General features: G+C 46.7%; 22 protein-coding genes and 1 other RNA gene. 4 read left to right on the top strand and 19 right to left on the bottom strand.

What is annotated here, in order from left to right; translation table 11 throughout:
* Positions 1–17: 17 nt before the first annotated feature.
* From ftsA to rsmI, 14 genes are all read right to left on the bottom strand, one after another.
* Complete coding sequence (gene ftsA, locus QMA41_RS14345) at positions 18–1280, bottom strand: cell division protein FtsA (protein ID WP_006957993.1); 1263 nt, start codon at positions 1278–1280, stop codon at positions 18–20.
* The gene (locus tag QMA41_RS14350; RefSeq protein ID WP_043009100.1) at positions 1273–2055 is read right to left on the bottom strand and encodes a cell division protein FtsQ/DivIB; all 783 of its coding nucleotides are present in this window, start codon (positions 2053–2055) and stop codon (positions 1273–1275) included. Before QMA41_RS14350 ends, ftsA begins: the two co-directional genes overlap by 8 nt.
* A gap of 184 nt (positions 2056–2239) precedes the next feature.
* On the bottom strand, positions 2240–3700 hold the full coding sequence (gene murC, locus QMA41_RS14355; RefSeq protein ID WP_229630193.1) for a UDP-N-acetylmuramate--L-alanine ligase: 1461 nt from the start codon (positions 3698–3700) through the stop codon (positions 2240–2242).
* Between the two features lie 12 nt (positions 3701–3712).
* Complete coding sequence (murG, locus tag QMA41_RS14360; RefSeq protein ID WP_281630011.1) at positions 3713–4774, bottom strand: undecaprenyldiphospho-muramoylpentapeptide beta-N-acetylglucosaminyltransferase; 1062 nt, start codon at positions 4772–4774, stop codon at positions 3713–3715.
* Positions 4761–5960, bottom strand: coding sequence for a cell division protein FtsW (gene ftsW / locus QMA41_RS14365; protein WP_029235986.1), 1200 nt, complete (start codon positions 5958–5960; stop codon positions 4761–4763). Before ftsW ends, murG begins: the two co-directional genes overlap by 14 nt.
* A 14-nt stretch (positions 5961–5974) precedes the next feature.
* Complete coding sequence (murD, locus tag QMA41_RS14370) at positions 5975–7294, bottom strand: UDP-N-acetylmuramoyl-L-alanine--D-glutamate ligase (protein ID WP_281630012.1); 1320 nt, start codon at positions 7292–7294, stop codon at positions 5975–5977.
* A gap of 18 nt (positions 7295–7312) precedes the next feature.
* Positions 7313–8395 (bottom strand): phospho-N-acetylmuramoyl-pentapeptide-transferase, encoded by a 1083-nt coding sequence (gene mraY / locus QMA41_RS14375; protein ID WP_006958000.1) that lies wholly within the window; start codon positions 8393–8395, stop codon positions 7313–7315.
* Entirely contained in the window at positions 8392–9750 is a 1359-nt protein-coding gene (gene murF / locus QMA41_RS14380) for a UDP-N-acetylmuramoyl-tripeptide--D-alanyl-D-alanine ligase (RefSeq protein WP_281630013.1), read from the bottom strand. Before murF ends, mraY begins: the two co-directional genes overlap by 4 nt.
* Positions 9747–11231, bottom strand: coding sequence for a UDP-N-acetylmuramoyl-L-alanyl-D-glutamate--2,6-diaminopimelate ligase (murE, locus tag QMA41_RS14385; RefSeq protein WP_281630014.1), 1485 nt, complete (start codon positions 11229–11231; stop codon positions 9747–9749). Before murE ends, murF begins: the two co-directional genes overlap by 4 nt.
* A gap of 12 nt (positions 11232–11243) precedes the next feature.
* Positions 11244–12974, bottom strand: a complete 1731-nt coding sequence (locus tag QMA41_RS14390; RefSeq protein ID WP_038509808.1) for a penicillin-binding transpeptidase domain-containing protein — start codon at positions 12972–12974, stop codon at positions 11244–11246.
* Positions 12971–13288 (bottom strand): cell division protein FtsL, encoded by a 318-nt coding sequence (gene ftsL, locus QMA41_RS14395; protein WP_006958010.1) that lies wholly within the window; start codon positions 13286–13288, stop codon positions 12971–12973. Before ftsL ends, QMA41_RS14390 begins: the two co-directional genes overlap by 4 nt.
* Positions 13289–13293: 5 nt before the next feature.
* A complete protein-coding gene (gene rsmH / locus QMA41_RS14400) occupies positions 13294–14244 on the bottom strand; it encodes a 16S rRNA (cytosine(1402)-N(4))-methyltransferase RsmH (protein WP_095664471.1) in 951 nt (316 codons plus the stop codon).
* Positions 14245–14429: 185 nt separating this feature from the next.
* An RNA gene (gene rnpB, locus QMA41_RS14405) (RNase P RNA component class A) lies at positions 14430–14823 on the bottom strand.
* A 153-nt stretch (positions 14824–14976) separates the two neighbouring features.
* Positions 14977–15840, bottom strand: coding sequence for a 16S rRNA (cytidine(1402)-2'-O)-methyltransferase (rsmI, locus tag QMA41_RS14410; protein WP_019274492.1), 864 nt, complete (start codon positions 15838–15840; stop codon positions 14977–14979).
* A 63-nt stretch (positions 15841–15903) separates the two neighbouring features.
* Here rsmI and QMA41_RS14415 point away from each other — a divergent pair, with 63 nt between their 5' ends.
* From QMA41_RS14415 to QMA41_RS14430, 4 genes are read left to right on the top strand one after another with little or no spacing between them, the layout of a single operon-like run.
* On the top strand, positions 15904–17718 hold the full coding sequence (locus QMA41_RS14415; protein WP_281630015.1) for a penicillin-binding protein activator: 1815 nt from the start codon (positions 15904–15906) through the stop codon (positions 17716–17718).
* Positions 17702–18070 (top strand): YraN family protein, encoded by a 369-nt coding sequence (locus QMA41_RS14420; RefSeq protein WP_281630016.1) that lies wholly within the window; start codon positions 17702–17704, stop codon positions 18068–18070. Before QMA41_RS14415 ends, QMA41_RS14420 begins: the two co-directional genes overlap by 17 nt.
* A gap of 3 nt (positions 18071–18073) precedes the next feature.
* Positions 18074–18664, top strand: a complete 591-nt coding sequence (locus tag QMA41_RS14425) for a phosphoheptose isomerase (protein ID WP_006958019.1) — start codon at positions 18074–18076, stop codon at positions 18662–18664.
* A 3-nt stretch (positions 18665–18667) separates the two neighbouring features.
* Complete coding sequence (locus QMA41_RS14430) at positions 18668–19237, top strand: BON domain-containing protein (protein ID WP_281630017.1); 570 nt, start codon at positions 18668–18670, stop codon at positions 19235–19237.
* 46 nt (positions 19238–19283) lie between these two features.
* Here QMA41_RS14430 and sspB read toward each other — a convergent pair whose 3' ends face one another.
* From sspB to petA, 5 genes are all read right to left on the bottom strand, one after another.
* Positions 19284–19772 (bottom strand): ClpXP protease specificity-enhancing factor, encoded by a 489-nt coding sequence (gene sspB / locus QMA41_RS14435; protein ID WP_043009115.1) that lies wholly within the window; start codon positions 19770–19772, stop codon positions 19284–19286.
* A gap of 11 nt (positions 19773–19783) precedes the next feature.
* Entirely contained in the window at positions 19784–20419 is a 636-nt protein-coding gene (sspA, locus tag QMA41_RS14440; RefSeq protein WP_006958022.1) for a stringent starvation protein SspA, read from the bottom strand.
* A 97-nt stretch (positions 20420–20516) separates the two neighbouring features.
* Positions 20517–21254 carry a cytochrome c1 gene (locus tag QMA41_RS14445; RefSeq protein ID WP_006958023.1) on the bottom strand — a complete coding sequence of 246 codons (738 nt, stop codon included), beginning with the start codon at positions 21252–21254 and terminating at the stop codon, positions 20517–20519.
* Positions 21251–22516 carry a cytochrome bc complex cytochrome b subunit gene (locus QMA41_RS14450; protein WP_006958024.1) on the bottom strand — a complete coding sequence of 422 codons (1266 nt, stop codon included), beginning with the start codon at positions 22514–22516 and terminating at the stop codon, positions 21251–21253. The genes QMA41_RS14445 and QMA41_RS14450 overlap by 4 nt, the downstream gene beginning before the upstream one ends.
* Complete coding sequence (gene petA / locus QMA41_RS14455; protein WP_006958025.1) at positions 22516–23109, bottom strand: ubiquinol-cytochrome c reductase iron-sulfur subunit; 594 nt, start codon at positions 23107–23109, stop codon at positions 22516–22518. Before petA ends, QMA41_RS14450 begins: the two co-directional genes overlap by 1 nt.
* Positions 23110–23335 lie beyond the last annotated feature (226 nt).

Raw genomic sequence — 23335 nt, forward strand, 5'->3', positions numbered from 1 at the left:
TTATCCTGCTGCTCAGGTTAAAATTCTTTTTGTATCCAGTTACGCAAGCGTCCAAATAATGTCGTTACAGATTGGCGTTTCGGCTCATTGTATTCTGCATCGTCATTGATTTGGCTGTCTCTTGCATAATGAAGTAAACCCACCGCCGTCGAGTGATACGGCTCTTTTACATAATCTGTTAGCCCACTAACCTCAAGAGGCTTGCCGACTCGCACTTGATTGCGGAATACGCGTTCCGCACACTCTACCAATCCTTCAATCTGTGCAGCACCACCAGTCAGTACCACACCAGCTGCAAGGTGATGTTTAATCCCTTCTTCACGCAACTTTCCCTGAACGGTATCGATAGTTTGGTTAACTAGTCCCATCAACTCAGTATAACGAGGTTCAATCACCTCAGACAAAGTTTGTCTTTGTAAACTGCGCGATGGTCGACCTCCCACACTAGGAACGTTAACCGTGTCATCCTTGCTGACTAGCTCACTGAGAGCACAGCCGTATTTAACTTTTATTTCTTCAGCATCACTGACTGGCGTACCAAAAGCAAAGGCAATATCACTTGTTACAGCATTGCCTGCATAGGAAAAGACTTCCGTATGCCTCAGTGCACCACCAGTCCAAATCGATACATCCATAGTGCCAGCACCGATATCAACAACGCAAACACCCAGTTCACGTTCATCTTCAGTGATCACAGCATTACTCGCCGCTAAACCAGAATAAACCAGATGCTCAACCTTCAAACCGCAACGTTCAACAGCTTTGATGATGTTTCTTGCCATATCATTGTGGCAAGAGATCAAGTGAACGCTAACTTCCATTCTTACTCCTGATAAACCTAGCGGATTTTTAATCCCTTCTTGGTAATCAATCGTAAATTCTTGTGGAATTACATGCAGAATGCGCTGTTCGTCACCTATTTTGATAGATTTAGCAGTATGAATCGCACGGTCCATATCTTCTTGAGAAACTTCTTCGTCAGAAATAGTTCCCATGCCTTTTTCTATACGGCTAGCAATATGTCTACCAGAGATAGAAATAAATACATTACTGATTTGGCACTCTGCCATCAGTTCGGCTTGGTCAACGGCTCGTTGGACCGATTTCACTACCGACTCAAGGTCGTTAACACCACCTTTGTCCATGCCACGAGAAGGACTACTTCCAGCGCCAATAATATTTATCTGACCATCAGGCAATACTTCTCCAACCAGAGCCGATACGGTTGCAGTGCCTATATCAAGACCAACAATAATGTTGTCATCAGCGGTCTTAGTCATCTGTACTCTCTTGTTCTAACTCTTGCTCAGGGAACCAACCAACTGAGGCTCCCGTATCATACCTGAGGTCAATATAGCTGACTCTTTGCGAGTCACTACCTAAGTTTTTGTATAAAGAGAGGAATCTTTCCACCCTCTCTTCTAAAGATTCTTTGCCCAGCTCAAGTCGGATACCGTTATCAAGAATGATTTGCCAAGCTCGGCGATCATTCAGCAGCAGCGAGGAAATCTTCAGATTCAGCGCCGCAAACTCCGGGCTAATTTTTCGCCAAACCGCCAGAACTTCCTGACTTGTTTCAGCAGGGCCATAGAGCTTTACGCGCTCTTCTGCCAACTTGCCAATATCACCGTTAAACACTTGTCCCTGACTATTAAGCAACTCGTTTCCATTCCAGATAGCGACAGCTTTATATTCAGTCAGGAATACTTTCACAGTATCGGGCCATTGCTTGCGAATTGAAGCATGAGAAACCCAAGGGATCGCTTCGACTGTATCTTGGAGCACCTTTACATCCTGAGACATAAAGGTCCCAACATGCTGCAATGTAGCAAAGGCACGTTGCACATCCAGAGCTGAAACGTACTTCAACTCTCCTTCAAGGACGATTTTAGAAAGCGGTAAACGCTGATCATCCCACATCCAAGACAAAGTAGAGTGAAGGATTGAGCCTATTAACAGCAAAACCACCAGCAAAAATGCACCACCCAAGGTATGCTTTTTAACTAGTGGTGAATCAGTAAAACGACGGCTTTCATTTAATGCGCTTTCAATCAAGTCCGTTGTCCCTGCTAGTCGCTCGCAACTCTAATCCCTATCTCATTTTTCGTAAAAAAGGCAAAAGCAATTACTTTAACCTTCGGATTATACTGGCGTCATTGAAAGTATCAAACACTGAAATTGAGAAATCGCACTTTAATTGCATTAATTCGTTCAAATAATCGAAATCTCACGTTTTCAGTCACGCCTTATGCATCTTATCGACATTTAACTCAAAAGCCGCCAATTGTTTTGCTACTTTGCCAATATCACCAGCACCTTGAGTTAGAACTAAGTCACCATCTTGCAAAACATTCGCTAAAACAGAGGGTAAGGTCGTGCTATCTGAAACAAAAATAGGATCAATTTTGCCTCGACTACGAATGGTTCGGCATAGTGCCCGTCCATCAGCACCAGCTATTGGCTTTTCACCCGCGGAGTAGACATCAAGCATTAACAACACATCCACTTGCTCTAGTACATTGGCGAAATCATCGTATAAATCACGAGTTCGGCTGTAGCGGTGTGGCTGAAATATCATTACGAGTCGTTTGTCTTGCCATCCGTTGCGAGCAGCATGAATGGTCACATCCACTTCGGTAGGATGATGACCGTAGTCATCAACCAACATGGCACTGCCATTACCGGTATCAAACTCGCCTAGGTGATCAAAACGACGTCCTGTGCCTTGCGTGCCTGCCATCGCACGTAAGATAGACTCATCGTCAATATCATCTTCTGTCGCAACCGCAATGGCTGCGGCAGCATTCAGCGCGTTGTGTCGGCCAGGGATATTCAAGGTGATATCGAGATTCGCACGCCCCTGACGTACCACAGTAAATTTGCCTTGCTGCCCCTCTTGGCGATAATTTTCAATTCGCACATCAGCATCTTCAGCAAAGCCATAAGTAATCACTTGGCGGCTGATACGAGGAATGAGCTCACGAACCACCGGGTCGTCAATACACACAATCGCCTGTCCATAAAACGGCAAGTTATGCAGAAAATCGATAAAGGTTTGCTTCAGCGTTTCAAAGTCACCACCATAGGTATCCATATGATCCGCTTCGATGTTGGTCACAATGCTGACCATCGGCTGTAAGTGAAGGAAAGAAGCATCACTTTCATCAGCTTCAGCAATCAGAATACGGCTAGAGCCTAAGCGAGCATTGGTTCCTGCACTTTTAACCAGGCCGCCATTGACAAACGTTGGGTCAAGCTCCGCTTCTGAGTAAATCTGTGTCACAAGAGCCGTTGTAGTGGTTTTGCCATGTGTACCCGCAACCGCAATTCCATGCCTGAAACGCATCAGCTCCGCCAACATTTCCGCTCGGCGGACAACAGGAACTCGCGCCGCTCTTGCCGCTTTAATCTCAGGGTTTTCTTCATTGATGGCCGTCGAGACAACCACAACACTGGCTTGCTGCACATTGCTTTCGGCATGGCCAATAAAGATGGTCGCGCCTTTTTTAGCTAACCGCTCTGTGACAGGGTTTTCTGCTAAGTCAGAACCGGTAATTTGGTAACCTTCATTAAGTAGGACCTCGGCAATCCCACTCATTCCTGCGCCACCGATGCCGATGAAATGGATACATTTAACTCGGCGCATTTCTGGCACCATGGCGCGAATTTGCGCTAAGTCTTGAGTATGTTGAATTGTCATTAATCTTTCTCGTTATTTCGTTAGCGCTATGATGGCATCAGCAACTTTAGTATCCGCGTCTAATTTTGCTGCCGCTCGTGCTTTGTTCGCCATTTCAAGCAGCTTAGTTCGATCTAATTGCTGAATCTGATCCACCAACTTATCGACGGTCAAATCTGGCTGCTCGATCATTTTCGCTGCGCCACACTCCACTAAATGATCAGCGTTCAACGCTTGTTGCCTGTCTTTGTGCATAAAGGGGATAAATACCGCGCCGATACCTGCAGCAGACACTTCAGAGACGGTTAAAGCACCGGAACGACAAACGATGAGATCTGCCCATGCGTAAGCCTCTGCGACATTATCGATAAACTCTGTTGTGTCAGCCTTATCTACACCAGCCGTTTGATATGCCGCTGACACGTCAATCTGATTATTTTTGCCTGCCTGATGGCGCACTTGGTAACCTTCACCAAGTTTCGACATTGCTTCTGGCATAGTGCGGTTGAGAATTTGCGCGCCTTGACTCCCCCCCATCACTAGGATGCGGATTGTATCTTTGCGCTCGGCCATTCTTAGTTCTGGTTCAGGCAAAGCGACGACATCTTCACGAACAGGGTTTCCGACCACCTCTGCGTTGGGAAAAGCACCAGGAAACGCTTGAAAAACCTTCGATGCGATACGGGATAGCCACTGGTTGGTTAATCCTGCCACCGCATTCTGCTCATGCAGAACAACTGGAACCCCCAGCATCTTAGCCGCGATACCGCCAGGGCCACTAACGTACCCGCCCATACCGAGTACGGCATCAGGTTGCCATTTCTGCATATGTTTCTTTGCTTGCAGTATAGCATTCGCAATTTGAAACGGTGCTTTGATAAGGCGACTTAGCCCTTGACCACGTAATCCTTTGACTTTAATAAAGTCAATGTCGATACCATGCTTAGGTACCAGTTCCGCTTCCATACGATCAGCAGTACCTAGCCAACGGATTTCCCATCCTTGTTGCTGAAGCTTCTTGGCAACCGCCAAACCCGGAAATACGTGACCACCGGTACCTCCGGCCATCACCATTAATCTCTTATTCTTTTTCATCTTCATCTTTCTGTTGCAGCTCACTATGCGATGCGATCAATCGACATTCATGATCGATCCGGAGCAATATCGCAACGGCGGTCGACATTATAATCAGACTCGAACCACCGTAGCTAATCAAAGGTAACGTTAGGCCTTTTGTCGGCACCATACCGGCCGCCGCGCCTACGTTGACCAAGGTCTGAAAAGCAAACCAAATACCAATGCCAAATGCCAGGTACCCACCGAACAACAAATCATGATCAAACGCTTTTCGCCCAATCAAAATCGCTTTAACCACCAGACTAAATATCAGTATTAACACCAATACCACGCCGACAAAGCCAAGCTCTTCAGCTAATACGGCAAAAACGAAGTCTGTATGCGCTTCCGGCAAGTATTCTAGTTTTTGAATGGAGTTACCCAGCCCCTGACCAAACCACTCACCGCGACCAAAAGCCATCAGTGACTGAGTTAACTGGTAACCACTACCAAACGGGTCTTCCCAAGGGTCAAGAAATGACGTCACACGGCGCATTCGGTAAGGTTCGACCAAGATAAGGCCGACAACCGAGGCAATCCCGACCACCATCAATGCCAAGAATTGGGTGAGCTTGGCTCCAGCAATAAACAACATACCGAATAAGGTCACCAACATAACGATGACAGTACCTAGATCGGGTTGAAGCAGTAGCAAGCTTGCTAAGGTTCCAAATACAATAATGGGCTTAATAAAACCGCCAAAGAAGCTAGAGCGCACTTCTTCATGCTTACGCACTAAATAGCCCGACATGAAAATGAATAGTGACAGTTTTGCGACTTCAGCAGGCTGAAGGTTAAACAGACCGAGAGGTATCCAGCGCGAAGCACCGTTCACCGATTTACCCGCAACAAGTACCACGACAAGCAGGAAAAACGACAGCCCAAGTAATAAAGTGCTGTACTGCGACCATTTCTTCAGTGGCACCTGGAGGATCACACTTGCCGTCGATAACGCTAACACTAAAAATATCGCGTGGCGGAACATAAAGTGGAAAGGTTGATCAGTTAAGCGAGAACTGATTGGAAACGAAGCGGATGTCACCATGACTAAGCCCGTCAACATCAATCCTAAAGAGATCCACACCAGTTGACGGTCGAATAAAGCCTCTGGTGACGAAGTGGTCATCCAGTGTTTAGTATTCGCTAGCAAGTGTCGTATCTGCATTCCCGTTGGCTTATCTACGCATAATATTTGGCTAAAGCAGTGAAAGCATCGCCGCGCGCCATAAAGTTCTTAAATTGGTCAAAGCTGGCACAAGCTGGAGATAACATAATCATATCACCGGCTTCCACTCTTGGGCTGGCCCATTTCACTATATCTTCCATAGTCTCGAAACGTTTTGCATTGCGATGCAAAGGAAGAAACTTGTCACCATCAGCGCCAAAGCAGCATAGCTGAACATCCAATTGGTCCAAAGCGGGCTGTAACTCTGAAAAATCAGCGCCTTTACCATCTCCGCCAACCAACAAGTAGAGTTTACCGGAGAGTGATAAGCCTGACAGCGCAGCTAAAGTGCTCGCAACATTGGTTGCTTTCGAGTCATTGACCCATTTAACGCCGTTATTATCCGCAACGACCTGACATCGATGTGTCAGACCGTTGTAAGACTTAAGTGCATCTATTCCATGAGAAATATCAACACCTGCTTGTTCGAGTAGGGCAAGTACGACCAGCGCGTTAGCAATATTGTGTCTTCCTACTAGGCTTAGCTCGTCAGACGCCAGTATTTTTGCATCTTGGTGACACAAATACTCTCTTCCTTCCACTACTTTGACATGAAACTCGCAACTTTTTTCAAGGCTAAATTCGACTAGAGACGCATCTGTGTTATCTGGGTAGGTCGCAGGATCATCTGCATTGACAATGCACGCCTGTGCTTGCTCAAAAATGCGAAGCTTTGCCTGACGGTATCCTTCCATATCGTCATAACGATCCATATGGTCTTCCGATAAATTCAGGAATGCCGCGGCTTTTAGAGAAAGGCTAGAAGTGGTTTCTAATTGGAAGCTGGAGAGTTCGAGCACATATAAGTCGGCATCTTGATCTAATAGATCCAACGCAGGCACTCCGATATTGCCGCCAATCGCTGTCTTCACGCCAGCAGCATTGGCGACGACACCCGTCAGGTCCGTAACAGTGCTTTTCCCATTCGAACCAGTAATGGCTACAACTGGCTTATCCACCTGCCAAGCAAACAGCTCGATGTCTCCAACCACTTGTACACCTGCGTTCAGCGCCTGTTGAATTTCAGCAGTGGCAAGCGCGATCCCTGGGTTCGCCACCACTAAATCCGCATTTAGCAACCAGTCGCTGTTCCAGCCGCCAGCATGTAGCTCAACACCTTGAGGAAGAGCTTCGCTTCCCGGTGGATTTTCACGGGTATCGATGACGCGAATTGTGAGGTTGTAAGGCAATTTTGCTAAGTATTTAACGACTGAGAGCCCGGTAATACCGAGCCCTACAACGACAACACTCTCTATGTTCTGCCAACGATCCATAGTCAAATTCCGTTTTCCTTAACGTACTTTCAGTGTTGCTAAACCAACTAACACCAGAACAATGGAAATGATCCAAAAACGCACAATCACACGAGGCTCAGGCCAACCTTTTAGCTCGTAGTGGTGATGAATAGGCGCCATACGGAAAATACGTTGACCACGTAGCTTGTAGGAACCAACCTGAAGAATCACCGACAGGGTTTCCATCACAAATACACCGCCCATGATCACCAACACAAACTCTTGACGAACAAGAACTGCAATTGTGCCCAGTGCACCGCCTAGGGCAAGTGAACCAACATCGCCCATGAAGACTTGGGCTGGATAGGTGTTAAACCATAAGAATCCTAAACCCGCACCGACTATTGCCGTACAGACGACCACCAGCTCGGAAGCATGAGGAACATAAGGAATGTGCAGGTAGTTAGCGAAGTTAACGTTACCGGTTGCCCAAGCAATCGCTGCAAAACCCGCCGCCACCAAGACTGTTGGCATAATGGCCAAGCCATCAAGACCATCGGTCAAGTTAACCGCATTACTGGTACCGACAATAACGAAGTAAGTTAATACAATGTACATCAGACCAAGCTGAGGCATGATGTCTTTAAAGAAAGGCACTACCAGTTGAGTCGCCGAGGTGTCTTTACCATGTGCATACAAAGCAAAGGCCACAACCAGAGCGATCGCCGATTGCCAGAAGTACTTCCATCGCGCGATCAGGCCATCGGTATTTTTGCGCACGACTTTTCGATAATCATCAACAAAGCCCACAGCACCATAGCCGATCAGGACCGCAAGCACCGCCCAAACGTAAGGATTGGAAAGATCGGTCCAAAGTAAAACGGTCGTCACAATTGCAGTCAGGATCATGATCCCCCCCATTGTCGGGGTACCACGTTTACTAAAGTGTGACTCTGGACCTTCGTTACGTACGACCTGACCAATTTGCAACATCTGCAAACGGCGGATCATGCGCGGTCCCATCCACAAAGATATGCCTAATGCGGTCAAAACACTTACGATGGCACGAAACGATAGGTACTCGAACAAACGGAAGAATGAAAAGTATGGCTGTAGAAGCTCTGCAAGCCAAATGATCATGTATACATCTCCTTCAAAGCAGCGGCGATCTTGCTCATTCCTGCACTGTTCGCCCCTTTTACAAGTAATGTATGAGGGCCAGTTTGCTGGCTGAGCTGCTGCTCAATAAACTCAATCATATGGTCATGAGTATCAAAGTGCCTTCCCTGACAAACGTCGCTGATCGCTTTAGTATCAGCGCCAAAGGTAAGCACATGTTCAAATTTAAATGGGGCAGCATGTTCACCGACTTGGCGATGAAGTGCAAGACTTTCTTCCCCCAACTCAGCCATATTGCCTAAAACAAGCCAGCGCACTCCATCAAAGCTATTGAGCAAATCTGCAGCCGCTTTCATAGCAGGAACACTGGCATTATAACTGTCGTCAATCAGTCTAATGCTATCGGTTAGATCGACAGTTTCAACTCGACCTTTCACTTTTGATAAGTTGGCAAGGCCTGAGGCGATCATTTCTGGTGTTGCACCCAATTCCAGTGACAACGCCGTCGCCGCCAATGCATTCGATACATTATGTTGACCAATAATGCCAAGTTTGACATCGAAAGACGTCTCTGGTGTCTGAATAGTAAAAGAAGCTTCACCATTCACATTCATTGTTACATTACGCGCTTTATATTCCGCACTGTTATCAGACAGTGAAAATGTCTTCACTGTTTTGTCAGACAGCACTTCTCGCCAGTAATCTCCACCATTGCTATCTAGGTTTACAATCGCGACAGAACCAGGTTTAAGCCCCTGATAAATTTCACCTTTAGCACGTTTTACTCCATCCATTGAGCCGAAGCCTTCCAAGTGCGCTGCTGCAACGTTATTAACCATTGCGACATCCGGCCTAACCAGTTGCGTCGTATAAGCGATCTCTCCAACATGATTGGCGCCGAGCTCAATAACTGCAAAGTCATCTTCCGGTTGAGAACGCAACAGAGTCAGTGGAACACCGATATCATTGTTAAAGTTGCCAGCGGTATACAGCACTTGGCCTTTCTGAGTCATAATACTAGCGACCATCTCTTTGACTGTGGTTTTGCCGCAGCTCCCCGTAATCGCAACAGTTGGTGTTTGACACACTTGATGAACGAACTGGCCCAGCTTGCCCAGTGCGACTTTGGTGTCTTCGACTAATAGCTGAGGCACCTGAACGTCAACCGCTTTACTGACCAACAAAGCGCTCGCTCCAGCCGCGGCAGCTTGTTCTGCAAAGTCATGGGCATCAAATCGTTCACCCACCAATGCGACAAACAGAGACCCCGATTCAATCGTTCTCGTGTCCGTTGAGACAGATTGAATAGCGGTATCATCACCGATGAGTTGAGCATCAAGTACATCAACAAGCTGAGACAGCATCAGAGTAATCATAATGTTAGCTCCAGAAGTCGTTGGGCGGACTCTCGATCAGAATAGTGGACTGTTTCATTAGCCAGTACTTGGTAATCTTCATGGCCTTTACCAGCGAGCAAAATAATATCTTCACCACTACTGTGCTTTAGTGCATGCGCCAAAGCTTTATAGCGGTCATGTTCAACAATGGCATTTTCAGGTGAAGCCATACCCACCAGCATATCTTTTACTATCGCTGACGACGATTCGCTGCGTGGGTTGTCATCGGTCAAGATCACCACATCAGCTAACCTTTCGCCGATAGAAGCCATCATCGGGCGCTTGCCTGTATCTCTATCCCCACCGCAACCAAATATGACCCAAAGTCGTCCATTACAATGCACTTTTAGAGCTAACAGTGCTTTTTCCAATGCATCTGGTGTATGGGCATAATCCACCACGACCTTGGCTTTACCTTTTGCATGAAACAATTCCATACGACCTAAAACAGGTTTAAGTTGGTTAGCACTTTCAATCAATATCTGCTTATCGATACCCAGTGACAACAAGGCAGCAAAAGCCACCAGCACATTGCTAGCGTTGAACTCTCCAATCAAAGGAACAGTAAAGCGACCATCACCATACTGACCAGAAAAATTCAGGGTAATACCCGCTTCAGAATATTGAACTTGTGTAGCGAAGACCCCTTTGCTCGTTTGAATCGGGGACAAAGAAACAGGAATACAGTCATCAAGCAGTTCTACCCACGACGCGCCGACCGTATCATCAATATTGATCACCGCTTTAGCGCAATCATGCGCAGTAAACAGCGACAGTTTAGCTCGGGCGTATTCTTCCATCGTGCCATGATAATCAAGATGATCACGACTCAGGTTTGAGAACACCCCTACCGAAAAGCTGAGAGCCTTGACTCTATTTTGCACGAGGCCATGAGAGGAAATTTCCATCGCCGTGTATTGTGCGCCTTGGTCTTCTAATTCAGACAAGGTTTGCTGAATTTCAAGCGCATTACCTGTGGTGTTCAATGCAGGCGTCAACGACTCAAGAAAGCCATTGCCTGTTGTACCTAATACTGCTGCGCGCTGGCCGGATAACTCCAACCACTGAGCAATTAGCTGTGTGATGGTGGTTTTGCCATTGGTTCCAGTCACTGCGATCAACTGGTTATGGCTGAGTGGTTGCAAACGACTCGCCAATTGAGACAAGTACTGGTTCAGACCCGCAATATAAACCACAGGAACGCCTTCTAACTGCTCAACTTTGCCATGCACGTTTTGATCATCTGCTTCAGCGATAATTGCGTTCGCACCTTGCTGGATTGCAGCATGAATAAACTGTCGACCATCTACCGTATGGCCTTTAATCGCAACAAACGTCGAGCCCGTCTTTATTTTACGGCTATCGAGCTCTAGCCTTTGAATAGCAACATCATTGCCAACTTGGTGTGAAAGAGATACCCAAGGTGCAAGCAGATGAGTCAGTGTGAGTTCTTTGGACATTTAACGTCTCACTTATTCTTCTTTAAATCGGTTTTCATCAGGCGCTACATTTAATATCTGTAGTGTGCCTTTTAAAATCTCGGAAAACACAGGGCCAGCAACCGAACCACCGTAATAGTTATCCCCTTGTGGCTCGTTGACTACCACCACTACAGCAACTCGCGGATTGCTCACAGGAGCAACTCCTGCTGTATAGGCGAAGTATTCGTCGCCATAGCCACCCGCAATTGCTTTACGAGATGTACCTGTTTTTGCCGCCACGCGATAACCGGGAACGGCAGCCTTGGTCGCGGTGCCTCCGGGCTGGGTCACGGTTTCCAACATGTTCAGCACCATATGGGCATTATTTTCGTCAATCACCTGACGTGACAAGTCTTGCTGATTGTTTTCGATAATGTGAATAGGTTGGTATTTACCGTAGTTGCCTAGCGTCGCATAAGCATGTGCCAGTTGAAGAGGCGTAATTGTCAGACCATAACCGAACGCTAAAGTCGCAATCTCAAACTTAGACCAGCGACGTCGGTTGGGGAATATCCCTGGAGTTTCACCTACTAAGTTAAGCCCGGACATTTCACCGAACCCAACCGAACTGTACATACCAAGTAAGGCTTCTAAAGGCATGTCGAGCGCCAGTTTAGCGACACCAATATTACTCGATTTCTTCAAAATCGTAGTTAGATCCGCTTTCCCTACTTTGGATGTATCACGTACTCTCTGACCACCGATTGGCATAATGCCATTGCCAGTATCAATGACGGTGTCTTTATCAGCGACACCGTTATCCAATGCAGCTAAGACCACAAAAGGTTTCACCGTTGAACCAGGTTCAAACGCATCGGTGATGGCTCGGTTTCTCATTTTTGCCGATTGAAGGTCAGAACGGTTATTTGGGTTGTAAGACGGCGCGTTAACCATAGCTAGCACAGCGCCGGTTTTCACATCCAATATTACCGCAGTGCCCGAGGTAGCTCGGTAATCAGCTACGGCTTGCTTGATAGAACGATAGGCAATGGCCTGAATACGCTGATCAATTGTCAGCTCGAGCGGTTTGCCTTCTTCTCGCTCTTCCAATGAAATGTTTTCAACAACTCGACCATATCTGTCTTTACGGATAATGCGTTTACCTGCTTCACCCGTCAGCCATTTATCATAGCTGCGTTCAACACCTTCTAATCCGTGCCCATCAATCCCTGTCACACCGACTAAGTGAGCACTAACCTCACCTGTCGGGTAATAGCGGCGAGATTCCGCTTTCAACCCCACACCTGCAAGCTTAAGCTCGCGGATATAGTTGGCCATTGCAGGGCTAACTTGGCGCTGAAGATAGACAAAACGGCGGGATTTATTACTGCGGATTTTGTCGACCATTTCTTTACGGTCGAGACCAAGTACATCAGCCAGCGCATACCAGCGATCCATATTAGCAAAGCCATTGCGTTTAAAGATGGTCGCAGGGTCTGCCCACACCGCTTCTACGGGCACACTGACCGCCAACGGCTCACCATTGCGATCGGAAACAATCCCTCGTGCAGAGTGAATAGTTTTGGCACGGACGGAGCGCAAATCCCCTTGCTGGATCAGGTTATCGGGCTCAACAATCTGGATGTAGGCAATACGGGTGACCAGCGCAGCGAAGGCACTGAAGACAAAAAATAACACCAGATAAAAGCGCCAACGGATCAAGCTCGGCGGCTCAACAACGGTTTTTTTCTTAGGCGCAGAGGAGGCTTTGTTTTTACTCATGGAAGATCAATCACCACTTCTTTATCTGAGTCCGGGCGCTTCATTTGCAGTTCGTCTTTAGCAATTTCTTGCACTCGGCTATGCTCAGCCAATGCCGTTTCCTCAATCAACAAGTTGCGCCACTCGTTATCCAGCCGTTCACGTTCCTGCAAGGCTTGATCTTTTTCGGTAATGGCCTGTCGCGTGTGGTGTGTGGTGAAAACTACTCCCATGGCTGATGCAAAGATCAAAATCAGCACCAGCAAAGGCACTCGCCCCACAGTAAGTAGGTCGAGAGCGATCAATTTGGCGAGATTAGGAGTGGGTTTGCTCATTACTATTAAAGTTTTTCCGCAATTCGTAGCACAGAGCTGCGAGAGCGAGTATTAATGTCAACTTCTTGCTTGGAAGGCTTAATCGCTTTACCGATCGGTTTTAAGTTAGCGCTGCCCAGTGCTTTAATTTGCGCTTCCGTCATTGGAATACCATGAGGCACTTCAGGGCCTTTGCTCTCTTTGCGAATAAAACGCTTCACCATGCGATCTTCAAGGGAGTGGAAACTGATTACGGATAAACGACCTTCCGGAGCCAAAATACTGGCTGCGCCTTTTAACGCGGTGTCGATTTCTTCCAACTCACTGTTGATGTAAATACGGAACGCCTGGAATGAACGCGTGGCTGGGTGCTTTTTCTCTTTAAAACTCTTTGGCGCCGCGTCAGAAATAAGTTTTGCAAGTTGACCTGTACGCGTCAGCGGCTCGTTTTCTTCATTTTCACGGTAAGCAACGATCGCTTTAGCAATGCGACGAGCATGCTTATCTTCACCAAACTCACGGATAACCCATGTGATGTCATCAAGATCGGCTTCCATCAACCACTGCGAGACAGGAATGCCCGATGTTGGGTCCATACGCATATCCAGTGGACCATCTTTCATAAAACTGAAACCACGCTCGGCATCATCAAGCTGAGGAGAGGAAACACCAAGATCAAGCAAGACACCATCGACTTGGCCAACTAAACCTCGCTCTTCTGCATACTTAGCCATGCCTGAGAAAGGGCCGTGAATAATGGTAAATCTAGGGTCATCGATCGTTTGAGCTTCAGCAATAGCTTGCGGATCGCGATCAATACTGAAAAGGCGACCATGTTCACCTAGCTGGGAAAGAATTTGGCGACTGTGACCACCACGACCAAAGGTTCCGTCAATGTAGGTACCATCAGGCTTAATCGCTAAGCCATCGATAGACTCATGCAGTAATACAGAAATGTGCTTAAATTCTTCGGTCATGATTTTTTATCTCGCTCTCGCACCGACGCGCTCAAACTCTCCAGTGTACTGATTTAGAAGGTGATCGCCACCCATAGCGGACTGGAACACGTGATATTGCGCTAAGTTTAGTGCTTGCAGAATTAATTTCGTCAATAAAAAGCAAAAAACCCATCATAACGCTGAGGTTACGATGGGTCTCGAATAGGTGGAGCCGACATGTAAGCCGGGTTCTGTTCCGCTTGCGCGGTGGTAGCCATTCGTCTAGGCCAGCAATCGCTCACTGGCTCGAGCAACCTACCCGCTTCCTTACGCGAGCAACGCAATGTGGAAGCCTATTTGGTCTTGCTCCGGGTGGAGTTTACCCTGCAACGAACTGTTGCCAGTCGTCCGGTGCGCTCTTACCGCACCCTTTCACCCTTACCTGTGCTCTTACGAGCCATCGGCGGTCTTCTCTCTGCTGCACTTGTCGTAGGCTTGCGCCCCCCAGGCGTTACCTGGCACCCTGCTCTATGGAGCCCGGACTTTCCTCCCCTTCATCAGTCTCCCCAGCACAAGGCTAAAGGACATCAATGAAGCAGCGACTACCCAGTCAACTCCGAGGCGGATTGTATAGAGATTGAATCAAAGTGTCTAGCGAGATCACAGATTTGCTGTAAACGAGAGACTGAGTGATGAAGAAATGCACAGAAGAGCAACAAAACACAGAGTCGAGGTTACTTTCTCCCGACTCTGTCATCTAGATTCACCTTCTTAATCAAGGTTATCTAGTCCCCATTTATACAGTGCATTTTTTTTGAGGTTGTAGATTTCAGCAGCCATGGCAGCGGCTTTCTTTAATGGTAACTCTTTCGTCAAAATAGCCAGCGTGCGAGTCGCTTCTTCAGGTAGAGTGTCTATTGCTGCCGCGCGGTAACCATGAATCAGCAATGCCATTTCACCCCTTTGCTGATTTTCGTCTGCTTTTACCCACTCTATCAATTCGCCAAGCGGTAAGCCCTGAATGGTTTCAAAGGTTTTCGTCAGCTCACGAGCGAGTACAACTTCACGCTCTGGGCCGAGAATATCCAGCATATCTTCGAGAGAGTCGACGATACGATGCGGAGATTCATAAAAAATACAAGTACGTTCTGCCTTTGCAATCTCAAGAAATTTATCTTTTCGACCCTTACTTTTCGCTGGCAGAAACCCTTCAAAGCTGAATCGGTCAGAAGGCAAACCAGACGCACTTAACGCAGTAATCACAGCACACGCGCCAGGAAGTGGCACAACTTTAACCCCAGCCTGACGACATTTTGTGACCAGATGATACCCTGGGTCACTGATTAATGGCGTTCCTGCATCTGAAACTAGGGCAATTGAGTGCCCAGCTAACAGTTTCTCAACCAAAACTTGCGCTTTTTGCTGCTCATTATGATCATGTAGTGCAAAAGTTTTGGTCGGAATACCAAAATGAGACAACAATTTGCCAGTATGGCGCGTATCTTCGGCAGCTATCAGATCAACATTTGTTAAAACGTCGAGCGCTCGTTGAGTGATATCACCTAAATTGCCAATTGGAGTCGGGACAATATATAGAGTTGGGACCTCAGTTGGTAAGGTTTTGTTATCTGTCATTTGTTTACCATCACTTCAACGATTAATATAGACACAATTTTATACGGAATTAGTTAATAACTCATGGCCATGAAAAACCAAAAGCGACTCAGTGTAACACGCTTACTGACTCCTGTAGCCCTTGCTGTCACACTGGCGGCCTGTTCTACTGCACCTTCAACACCGACTAATGTTGATATAACGCTTGATCCTAACCAGTCCATGCAGACTTACCTAATGCGTGCAGACAGCAGTGAAGGCAGTATTCAGAGTGATTGGTTAATCATGGCTTTAAAAGCCGCCATTGAATCAAACGATATCACTCAGGCTGAATTGTTAATAAAGCGCCTCGGCCGACAAAACTTAACCCAGCTGCAGCAAGCAGAATGGCAACTGGCGCGTGCTGATGTTTTGATGAAGCAAGAGAAATACGAAGAGGCGCTCAGCAAACTTAACTTCAAGCCATCTTGGAATTTGGCCGATGAACAGTGGAAAGACTACTACCAAACACGAGCAAAACTCCTGACTCAACAAGGCCAATATTTCGAAGCAGCTCGCGAACTGACTAAGTCATCAGAGTATGTTGACAAAGCGGAACAAGAAGTTATCACCCAGGGCGTGTGGAGCAACCTCAATCAATACAGTCAGTACCAGATTACCCAATTTTCAGCTGAGCCGAATGAGGCCATCCTTGATGGTTGGTTGCAGTTAGCGATATACACAAAAACCTTATCTAGCAACATTCCTCAGCTAAAAAACACCCTAGAAAAATGGCTAGAAGAAAATCCGGATCACCCAGCAGCGGCTCATACTCCGCAAGCGATCAGCGATATTCTCGCTCTCGAAATTGTCAAACCCGTCAGTACGGCTTTACTCCTGCCTTTATCCGGTAAGTTCGCCAAACAAGCTCAGTTGATTCGTGACGGCTTCATCTTAGAAATGATGAACGATACGCAGCGTGATGAGAATGCCAACCTGACTGTGATCGATACCAACACTGTGACACCAGAGCAGTTAGAACAGACTTTAGTAGAGAAAAACATCGACTTTGTTGTTGGTCCACTGATTAAAAGCAACATTGAAAAGCTACAGCAAGCACAAGCCAGCTTTTCGCGCCCACTACCTACCTTAGCGCTAAACATTCCAGATGACCTAGAAGCGGGCAATAACACTTGCTATTTGGCACTCTCACCAGAGCAAGAAGTCGCTCAAGCGGCAAAACACCTATTTGCTCAAGGATATCGCTACCCGTTAATTCTCGCCCCTCAAGGCAGGCTTGGTACTCGTGTTGTCGAAGCCTTCGAAGGGGAATGGAAAAAATACAGTAAAGATAAAGTCGCGGTGAATCTATTTGGCGACAAACGCCAGCTTCAACGTGATATCAATAAAGTCTTCGGCTTACAAGAAAGCCAGCAGCATATCGCCCAGATGGAATCACTACTTGATATACCTCTCGAAAGCCAACCACGCAGCCGTCGTGATATTGATGCGGTATACATAGTAGCAGGCAGTTCAGAGCTAACACTGATCAAGCCATTTATAGAAGTGGCGGTGAACCCAGATACCGCACCACCTAAACTGTTTTCAAACTCACGCAGTAACAGTGGCCGCCAGCAATATGAAGACCTCACAGGCGTGATGTACAGTGACATCCCGCTATTAATACAGCCAAATGCAGCATTGGAAGCGCAAATGGAGCAATTGTGGCCGAAAGATTCTAATGCAGAGAAACGCCTTCAAGCGCTTGGTATGGATGCGTACCTGTTAATGGAACAATTGCCACAAATGAAAGTTGTTCAAGGCCATACTTTGCAGGGCAATACCGGTGTACTGAGCATCAACGAAGACTGCGTAGTACAACGAGAAATCAGCTGGGCTGAACATGGTGTGGCTAAGTAAACGCCAAAGTGGTGAACACTACGAAGCCTTGGCGGAGCAATACCTCATCCGCCAAGGCTTGTCACCGATTGAGCGAAACTTCCATTCCAAAGGCGGTGAACTCGATCTTATAATGCAGGAAGGCTCGACCATAGTTTTTGTTGAAGTACGTTACCGCTCAAACCAACACTATGGTCACGCTGCAGAAACGGTTACCCAAAGCAAAATGCACAAGCTCATCAAAACAGCCAACGTCTGGTTGATGAAACAGGGTAAGTCCGCTCACACAACCGATTTTCGATTTGACTTGGTGGCCATGCATCAGCAAGGTAAGCAAATCGAGTGGATAAAAAACGCAATAACTCAAGGATAATCAATGCTAGACAGCATTAAAGACAGCTTTACAGAAAGTATTCAGATTCAAATTGCCGCCGCAGAAGCTCTACCAGATGCAATTACCCATGCCGCACAGGCCATGGTCGCCAGCCTACTCAATGGGAATAAGATCTTATGCTGCGGTAACGGTGGCTCTTCCTCTAATGCACAACAGTTTGTCTCGTGTCTGCTCAACCGCTTTGAAACCGAACGTCCAAGCCTACCTGCAATGGCGTTAACGGCCGACAATACCACTCTGACTGCGGTGGCCAATGATTACCATTATGAGGAAATCTTCTCAAAACAGGTCAGAGCTTTTGGCCAAACAGGAGATATCTTGCTGGCTATATCGACCAGTGGTAACAGTAAAAACATCATCAAAGCCATGGAAGCAGCCGTGACGCGTGATATGACGATCATTGCCTTCACAGGTAAGGATGGCGGCGAGATGGCGGGTTTACTGGGAGAAAACGATGTGGAAATTCGGATACCATCTCACAGAACGGCTAGAATTCATGAAGTGCATATGGTGACACTGCACTGCTTATGCGATCTTATCGATCAAGTACTGTTCCCAGCTCACGAAGAGTAAGTTATGAAACACCTTAAAGCTTTTGTCATAGCCTGCATGCTACTCAGCACAACTGGCTGCGCAGGTTTGTTTGTTGCTGGTGCAGCAACGACCGTCAATGTTGTCACTGACACTCGCACGACACAAGAAATGTGGGATGACAACAATATCGAGTTTGAAGTGGCAGGCTTAGCGAATAAGCCACCTTTTCAGCGTGAGGTCAGAATTACCGCCAGTTCCTACGACGGCACCGTAGTACTGATGGGCCAAGCTAGTAATCAGGACCTGCTCAACCAGTTTGTTGCCAAAACCCAAGAGCTGAAAGGCGTAAAGAAAATTCATAACCAAGTCCGCATCAAAGCCCCACTTTCTGTTGGCCAAATCAGTCATGACAGTTGGATCACAACCAAAGTGAAATCCGCACTGCTGACAAATGGCGAACTCAATGGCATTAAAGTGAAAGTGATTACAGAAGACAAAGAAGTCTTCTTGCTGGGCTATGTATCTCCTGAACAAGCGGATATTGCCGTGGATGTTGCACGTAACATATCCGGAGTCAAACAAGTCATCAAAGCATTCCAAACTGGAAGCTAGTCACTGCTCAAGGCACAAAAAAAGCAGCGAATTTGCTGCTTTTTGTTTATTTGACTACTCGCAAACTTGGGCGACCTTTCGGCCTTGGCGGCTCATCATCTGGAGTCGATTCGTCATCATCGGACTCTGTCGCCAATGACAGGCCAGATTCTTCTTCAACCAACTCTTCAACATCCGTCATGTCTTCTTCTTCGAAGTCATCCATGTAAGCATCTTCTGGCTCAAACATCGTACCTGCACCGTTCTCACGGGCGTAGATGGCTTGCACGGCATACAATGGAACAATGACAGAGTGAGGACGACCTGAGAAGCGAGCACTAAATGTAATCGCTTCATTGCCTAACTCTAAATTCCCCACCGCTCGAGGAGCAATATTCAGAATGATCTGGCCATCCTGAACAAACTCAACCGGCACACGAACGCCTGGAAGAGTAGCAGCCACGACTAAATGTGGGGTCAAGTCGTTGTCCACCAACCAATCATAAAATGCACGAAGCATATATGGTCGGCGTGGTGTCATTTTTTCTATGTCCATTTCGCTTCCAATTAGCGACTCAGACGCATTTCACGTTCTGCTTCAGTCAAAGAAGCTAGGAATGAATCACGCTCAAATACGCGGTTCATGTAAACCTTCAGCTCTTTAGAACCAGGACCAACAAGCTCGATACCTAGCTGAGGCAAACGCCACAATAGCGGAGCTAAATAACAGTCGATAAGACTGAATTCTTCGCTCATGAAGTATTCAAATTCAGCAAAAACCGGACCTAGAGTAAGAAGGTCGTTACGTAACTTGTTGCGTGCAGCTTCTGCTTCTTCAGCATTGCCTTTGACAACTTTCTCTGCCAGTGAATACCAGTTTTTCTCAATACGGTAAATCATCAGACGGCTGTTACCACGAGCAACTGGGTATACAGGCATCAAAGGTGGATGTGGGAAACGCTCATCCAAGTATTCCATGATGATTTTTGAGTCGTAAAGGGCAAGCTCGCGATCTACCAAAGTAGGTACTGATTTATATGGGTTCAGTTCAATCAGTTCAGCAGGAAGATTTGCTTCGTCGACCAATTCAACTTCAACACTTACGCCTTTCTCAGCCAGAACAATACGTACCTGATGGCTATACATATCAGATGCACTTGAAAATAGAGTCATCACAGAACGTTTATTGGCAGCTACAGCCATGGAGCCCTCCAGCACACTTACAGATATAAAAAATAATGGAGGCTAAGCCTCCATTATCAACAATAAAATTGGGAATTAGCACAGCATGATAGCACAATTAGTGCACATCACGCCAATACTCTTTCTTGAGCAAAACAACCACGATAGTGAAGATAACGAGGAATGCCATTACCCACCAACCTAGTGCATGACGCTCTAGTTTCACTGGGTCACCCGAGTATTCTAGGAAGTTCACCAAGTCACGAACTGCATCGTCATACTCTTCTTGGTTCAACTCACCAGTGCCATCACTTTCAACACCAACCACAACTTTATGCTCTTCGCCTTCTACGACTTGAGTCTCGTAAACCGGCTTAGGAATGCCCTGAAGCTCTTCCAATACGTGCGGCATACCAACACTTGGGAAAACAACATTGTTCACTCCAAACGGGCGAGATGGGTCCTCATAGAAAGAACGCAAGTATGTGTATAGCCAGTCAGAACCACGAACACGGGCAACTAGTGTTAGATCTGGTGGTGTTGCACCAAACCATTTCGCTGCTGATTTGTCCGGGATGGCATTTTCCATCAGATCACCAACTTTCGCATTAGGATCGAAAATCAGGTTTTCTTTTAGCAACTCAACTGGAATACCGATATCACGAGCAACACGCTCGTAACGTTGGTACTGCGCTGAGTGACAGCCGAAACAGTAGTTCATGAACAACTTGGCACCATTTTGCAGTGAAGCTTGGTCACTTAGGTCGTTGTTTGCTTTATCAAGCGGTACATTTGCGCCCGCTGCCATTGCCAGAGAAGGCAGCATTGCAAACAAAATTACAATCCATTTTTTCATTTGAATGTCACCCTTTCTGGTAGTGGCTTAGTCGCTTCGTTCTTGCTGTAGAAGTACAGAAGTACGAAGAACATGAAGTAAGCTAAGCTGAAGATCTGAGCTAATAGCGTATATGTTGGCGTCGCTGGAAGCGCACCAAGAACACCTAGCGCAATAAAGCTGATCGTAAACTGGATGATATTGAATAAATGGAACTTACTGCGGTAGCGGTAAGAACGGACCTTACAACGGTCTAGCCATGGTAGAACAAACAACACGACAATAGACGCGCCCATCGCGATAACACCTAGTAACTTATCAGGAACGGCACGTAGAATCGCGTAGAACGGTGTGAAGTACCATACTGGAGCAATGTGCTCTGGTGTTTTCAATGGGTTAGCGGCTTCAAAGTTAGGCGGCTCAAGGAAGTATCCTCCCATTTCTGGGTTGAAGAACAACACATAACAGAACAGGAATAGGAAACCTGCTACACCAACCATATCCTTCACCGTACCGTAAGGGTGGAAAGGAATAGAATCAATGATGTCGTACTTCTTAGTGTAATCCTTGTGGAATGGGAACTGAGTTTTGTAGTCGTCGCCCATCGAACCTTTAGGTAGCTTAGTTTCGATACCGTCTGGGTTGTTAGAACCTACTTCATGCAGTGCCAAGACGTGCAAAACGATAAGCAGCAGAAGTACGATAGGAAGTGCGATAACGTGCAGTGCAAAGAAACGGTTCAGGGTAGCACCTGAGATCACGTAGTCACCACGAATCCATAGCGTTAGGTCATCACCAATAACAGGAATTGCACCAAACAATGAAATGATTACCTGTGCACCCCAGTAAGACATCTGACCCCATGGAAGTAGGTAGCCCATGAAAGCTTCAGCCATCAACACAAGGAAGATAAGCATACCAAAGATCCACAGCAGCTCACGAGGCTTCTGATAAGAGCCGTAGATCAAGCCACGGAACATGTGCAGGTAAACCACAACGAAGAACGCAGACGCGCCCGTTGAGTGCATATAACGGAGTAGCCAACCGTACTCTACGTCGCGCATGATGTATTCGATTGAAGCAAACGCGCCATCGCCAGATGGAACGTAGTTCATTGTCAGCCAGATACCTGTCAGGATCTGGTTAACCAACACAAGCATTGCTAGTGAGCCAAACAGATACCAAAAGTTAAAGTTCTTCGGCATCGGATATTCAGAAAGGTGCTTCTTGTACGCATTCATTGCGGGTATGCGTTTTTCTACCCAATCAAGTAGAGCTTGCATTATGCCTCCCCTTCTTCGTCAACACCGATGATAATCTTAGTATCACTGAGATACATGTGCTTTGGAACAACCAGGTTTAGTGGAGCAGGTACACCTTGGAACACACGACCAGCCATATCAAACTTAGAGCCGTGACAAGGACAGAAGAAACCTGATTTAACACCCTGAACCTGTTCACTAAAACTGTCTGGTAAATAAGTCGGTGAACAACCAAGGTGGGTACAGATACCTACAGCAACAAAGTACTCAGGCTTGATGGAACGGTAGGCATTTTGAGCATATGCTGGTTGCTGCTCTTCGCCTGATGCTGGGTCACGAAGCTGACCGTCGATATTTTTCAGCGCGTCTACGATCGATTGTGCACGACGGACAACCCATACAGGTTTACCACGCCATTCGACACGAACCATCTGCCCTTCTTCAAGTTTACCGATGTCAACTTCAACAGGGGCACCCGCAGCTTTTGCTTTCTCACTTGGGTTCCAAGATTTAATAAAAGGAACGGCGACAGCAGCTGCTCCGAGACCACCCACAACCGCAGTTGTAGCTGTCAAGAAACGTCTGCGACCGTTATTTAAAGGCGCATTGCTCATCCAAACATTCTCCCATTTGCTCCTTTTGGATTATTGTTATTCCGCTTAAAGAGCATGGCTAACAAAATACGAATTTAGTTGTATTTATTTGATGGCAAATGATAAATAAAACCCTACTTTTTGACAAGATAAAGCTACCTTTTTGTAACAATCGTGAAGTAAATCGCCTATGAGGTCACAAAAGGGGAATAAGTAATATAAAAGTTCGCGAAACTGGTCTGGGAGA

Source organism: Vibrio sp. St2 (assembly GCF_947311885.1).
In the GTDB taxonomy this organism is placed as follows: domain Bacteria; phylum Pseudomonadota; class Gammaproteobacteria; order Enterobacterales; family Vibrionaceae; genus Vibrio; species Vibrio coralliilyticus.

Coding starts and splice junctions, on each gene's coding strand:
- ftsA (WP_006957993.1), bottom strand. CDS start 1,280: ATGACTAAGACCGCTGATGACAACATTATTGTTGGTCTTGATATAGGC.
- murC (WP_229630193.1), bottom strand. CDS start 3,700: ATGACAATTCAACATACTCAAGACTTAGCGCAAATTCGCGCCATGGTG.
- murG (WP_281630011.1), bottom strand. CDS start 4,774: ATGAAAAAGAATAAGAGATTAATGGTGATGGCCGGAGGTACCGGTGGT.
- ftsW (WP_029235986.1), bottom strand. CDS start 5,960: ATGCAGATACGACACTTGCTAGCGAATACTAAACACTGGATGACCACT.
- murD (WP_281630012.1), bottom strand. CDS start 7,294: ATGGATCGTTGGCAGAACATAGAGAGTGTTGTCGTTGTAGGGCTCGGT.
- mraY (WP_006958000.1), bottom strand. CDS start 8,395: ATGATCATTTGGCTTGCAGAGCTTCTACAGCCATACTTTTCATTCTTC.
- murF (WP_281630013.1), bottom strand. CDS start 9,750: ATGATTACTCTGATGCTGTCTCAGCTTGTTGATGTACTTGATGCTCAA.
- murE (WP_281630014.1), bottom strand. CDS start 11,231: ATGTCCAAAGAACTCACACTGACTCATCTGCTTGCACCTTGGGTATCT.
- QMA41_RS14390 (WP_038509808.1), bottom strand. CDS start 12,974: ATGAGTAAAAACAAAGCCTCCTCTGCGCCTAAGAAAAAAACCGTTGTT.
- ftsL (WP_006958010.1), bottom strand. CDS start 13,288: ATGAGCAAACCCACTCCTAATCTCGCCAAATTGATCGCTCTCGACCTA.
- rsmH (WP_095664471.1), bottom strand. CDS start 14,244: ATGACCGAAGAATTTAAGCACATTTCTGTATTACTGCATGAGTCTATC.
- rsmI (WP_019274492.1), bottom strand. CDS start 15,840: ATGACAGATAACAAAACCTTACCAACTGAGGTCCCAACTCTATATATT.
- QMA41_RS14415 (WP_281630015.1), top strand. CDS start 15,904: ATGGCCATGAAAAACCAAAAGCGACTCAGTGTAACACGCTTACTGACT.
- QMA41_RS14420 (WP_281630016.1), top strand. CDS start 17,702: ATGGTGTGGCTAAGTAAACGCCAAAGTGGTGAACACTACGAAGCCTTG.
- QMA41_RS14425 (WP_006958019.1), top strand. CDS start 18,074: ATGCTAGACAGCATTAAAGACAGCTTTACAGAAAGTATTCAGATTCAA.
- QMA41_RS14430 (WP_281630017.1), top strand. CDS start 18,668: ATGAAACACCTTAAAGCTTTTGTCATAGCCTGCATGCTACTCAGCACA.
- sspB (WP_043009115.1), bottom strand. CDS start 19,772: ATGGACATAGAAAAAATGACACCACGCCGACCATATATGCTTCGTGCA.
- sspA (WP_006958022.1), bottom strand. CDS start 20,419: ATGGCTGTAGCTGCCAATAAACGTTCTGTGATGACTCTATTTTCAAGT.
- QMA41_RS14445 (WP_006958023.1), bottom strand. CDS start 21,254: ATGAAAAAATGGATTGTAATTTTGTTTGCAATGCTGCCTTCTCTGGCA.
- QMA41_RS14450 (WP_006958024.1), bottom strand. CDS start 22,516: ATGCAAGCTCTACTTGATTGGGTAGAAAAACGCATACCCGCAATGAAT.
- petA (WP_006958025.1), bottom strand. CDS start 23,109: ATGAGCAATGCGCCTTTAAATAACGGTCGCAGACGTTTCTTGACAGCT.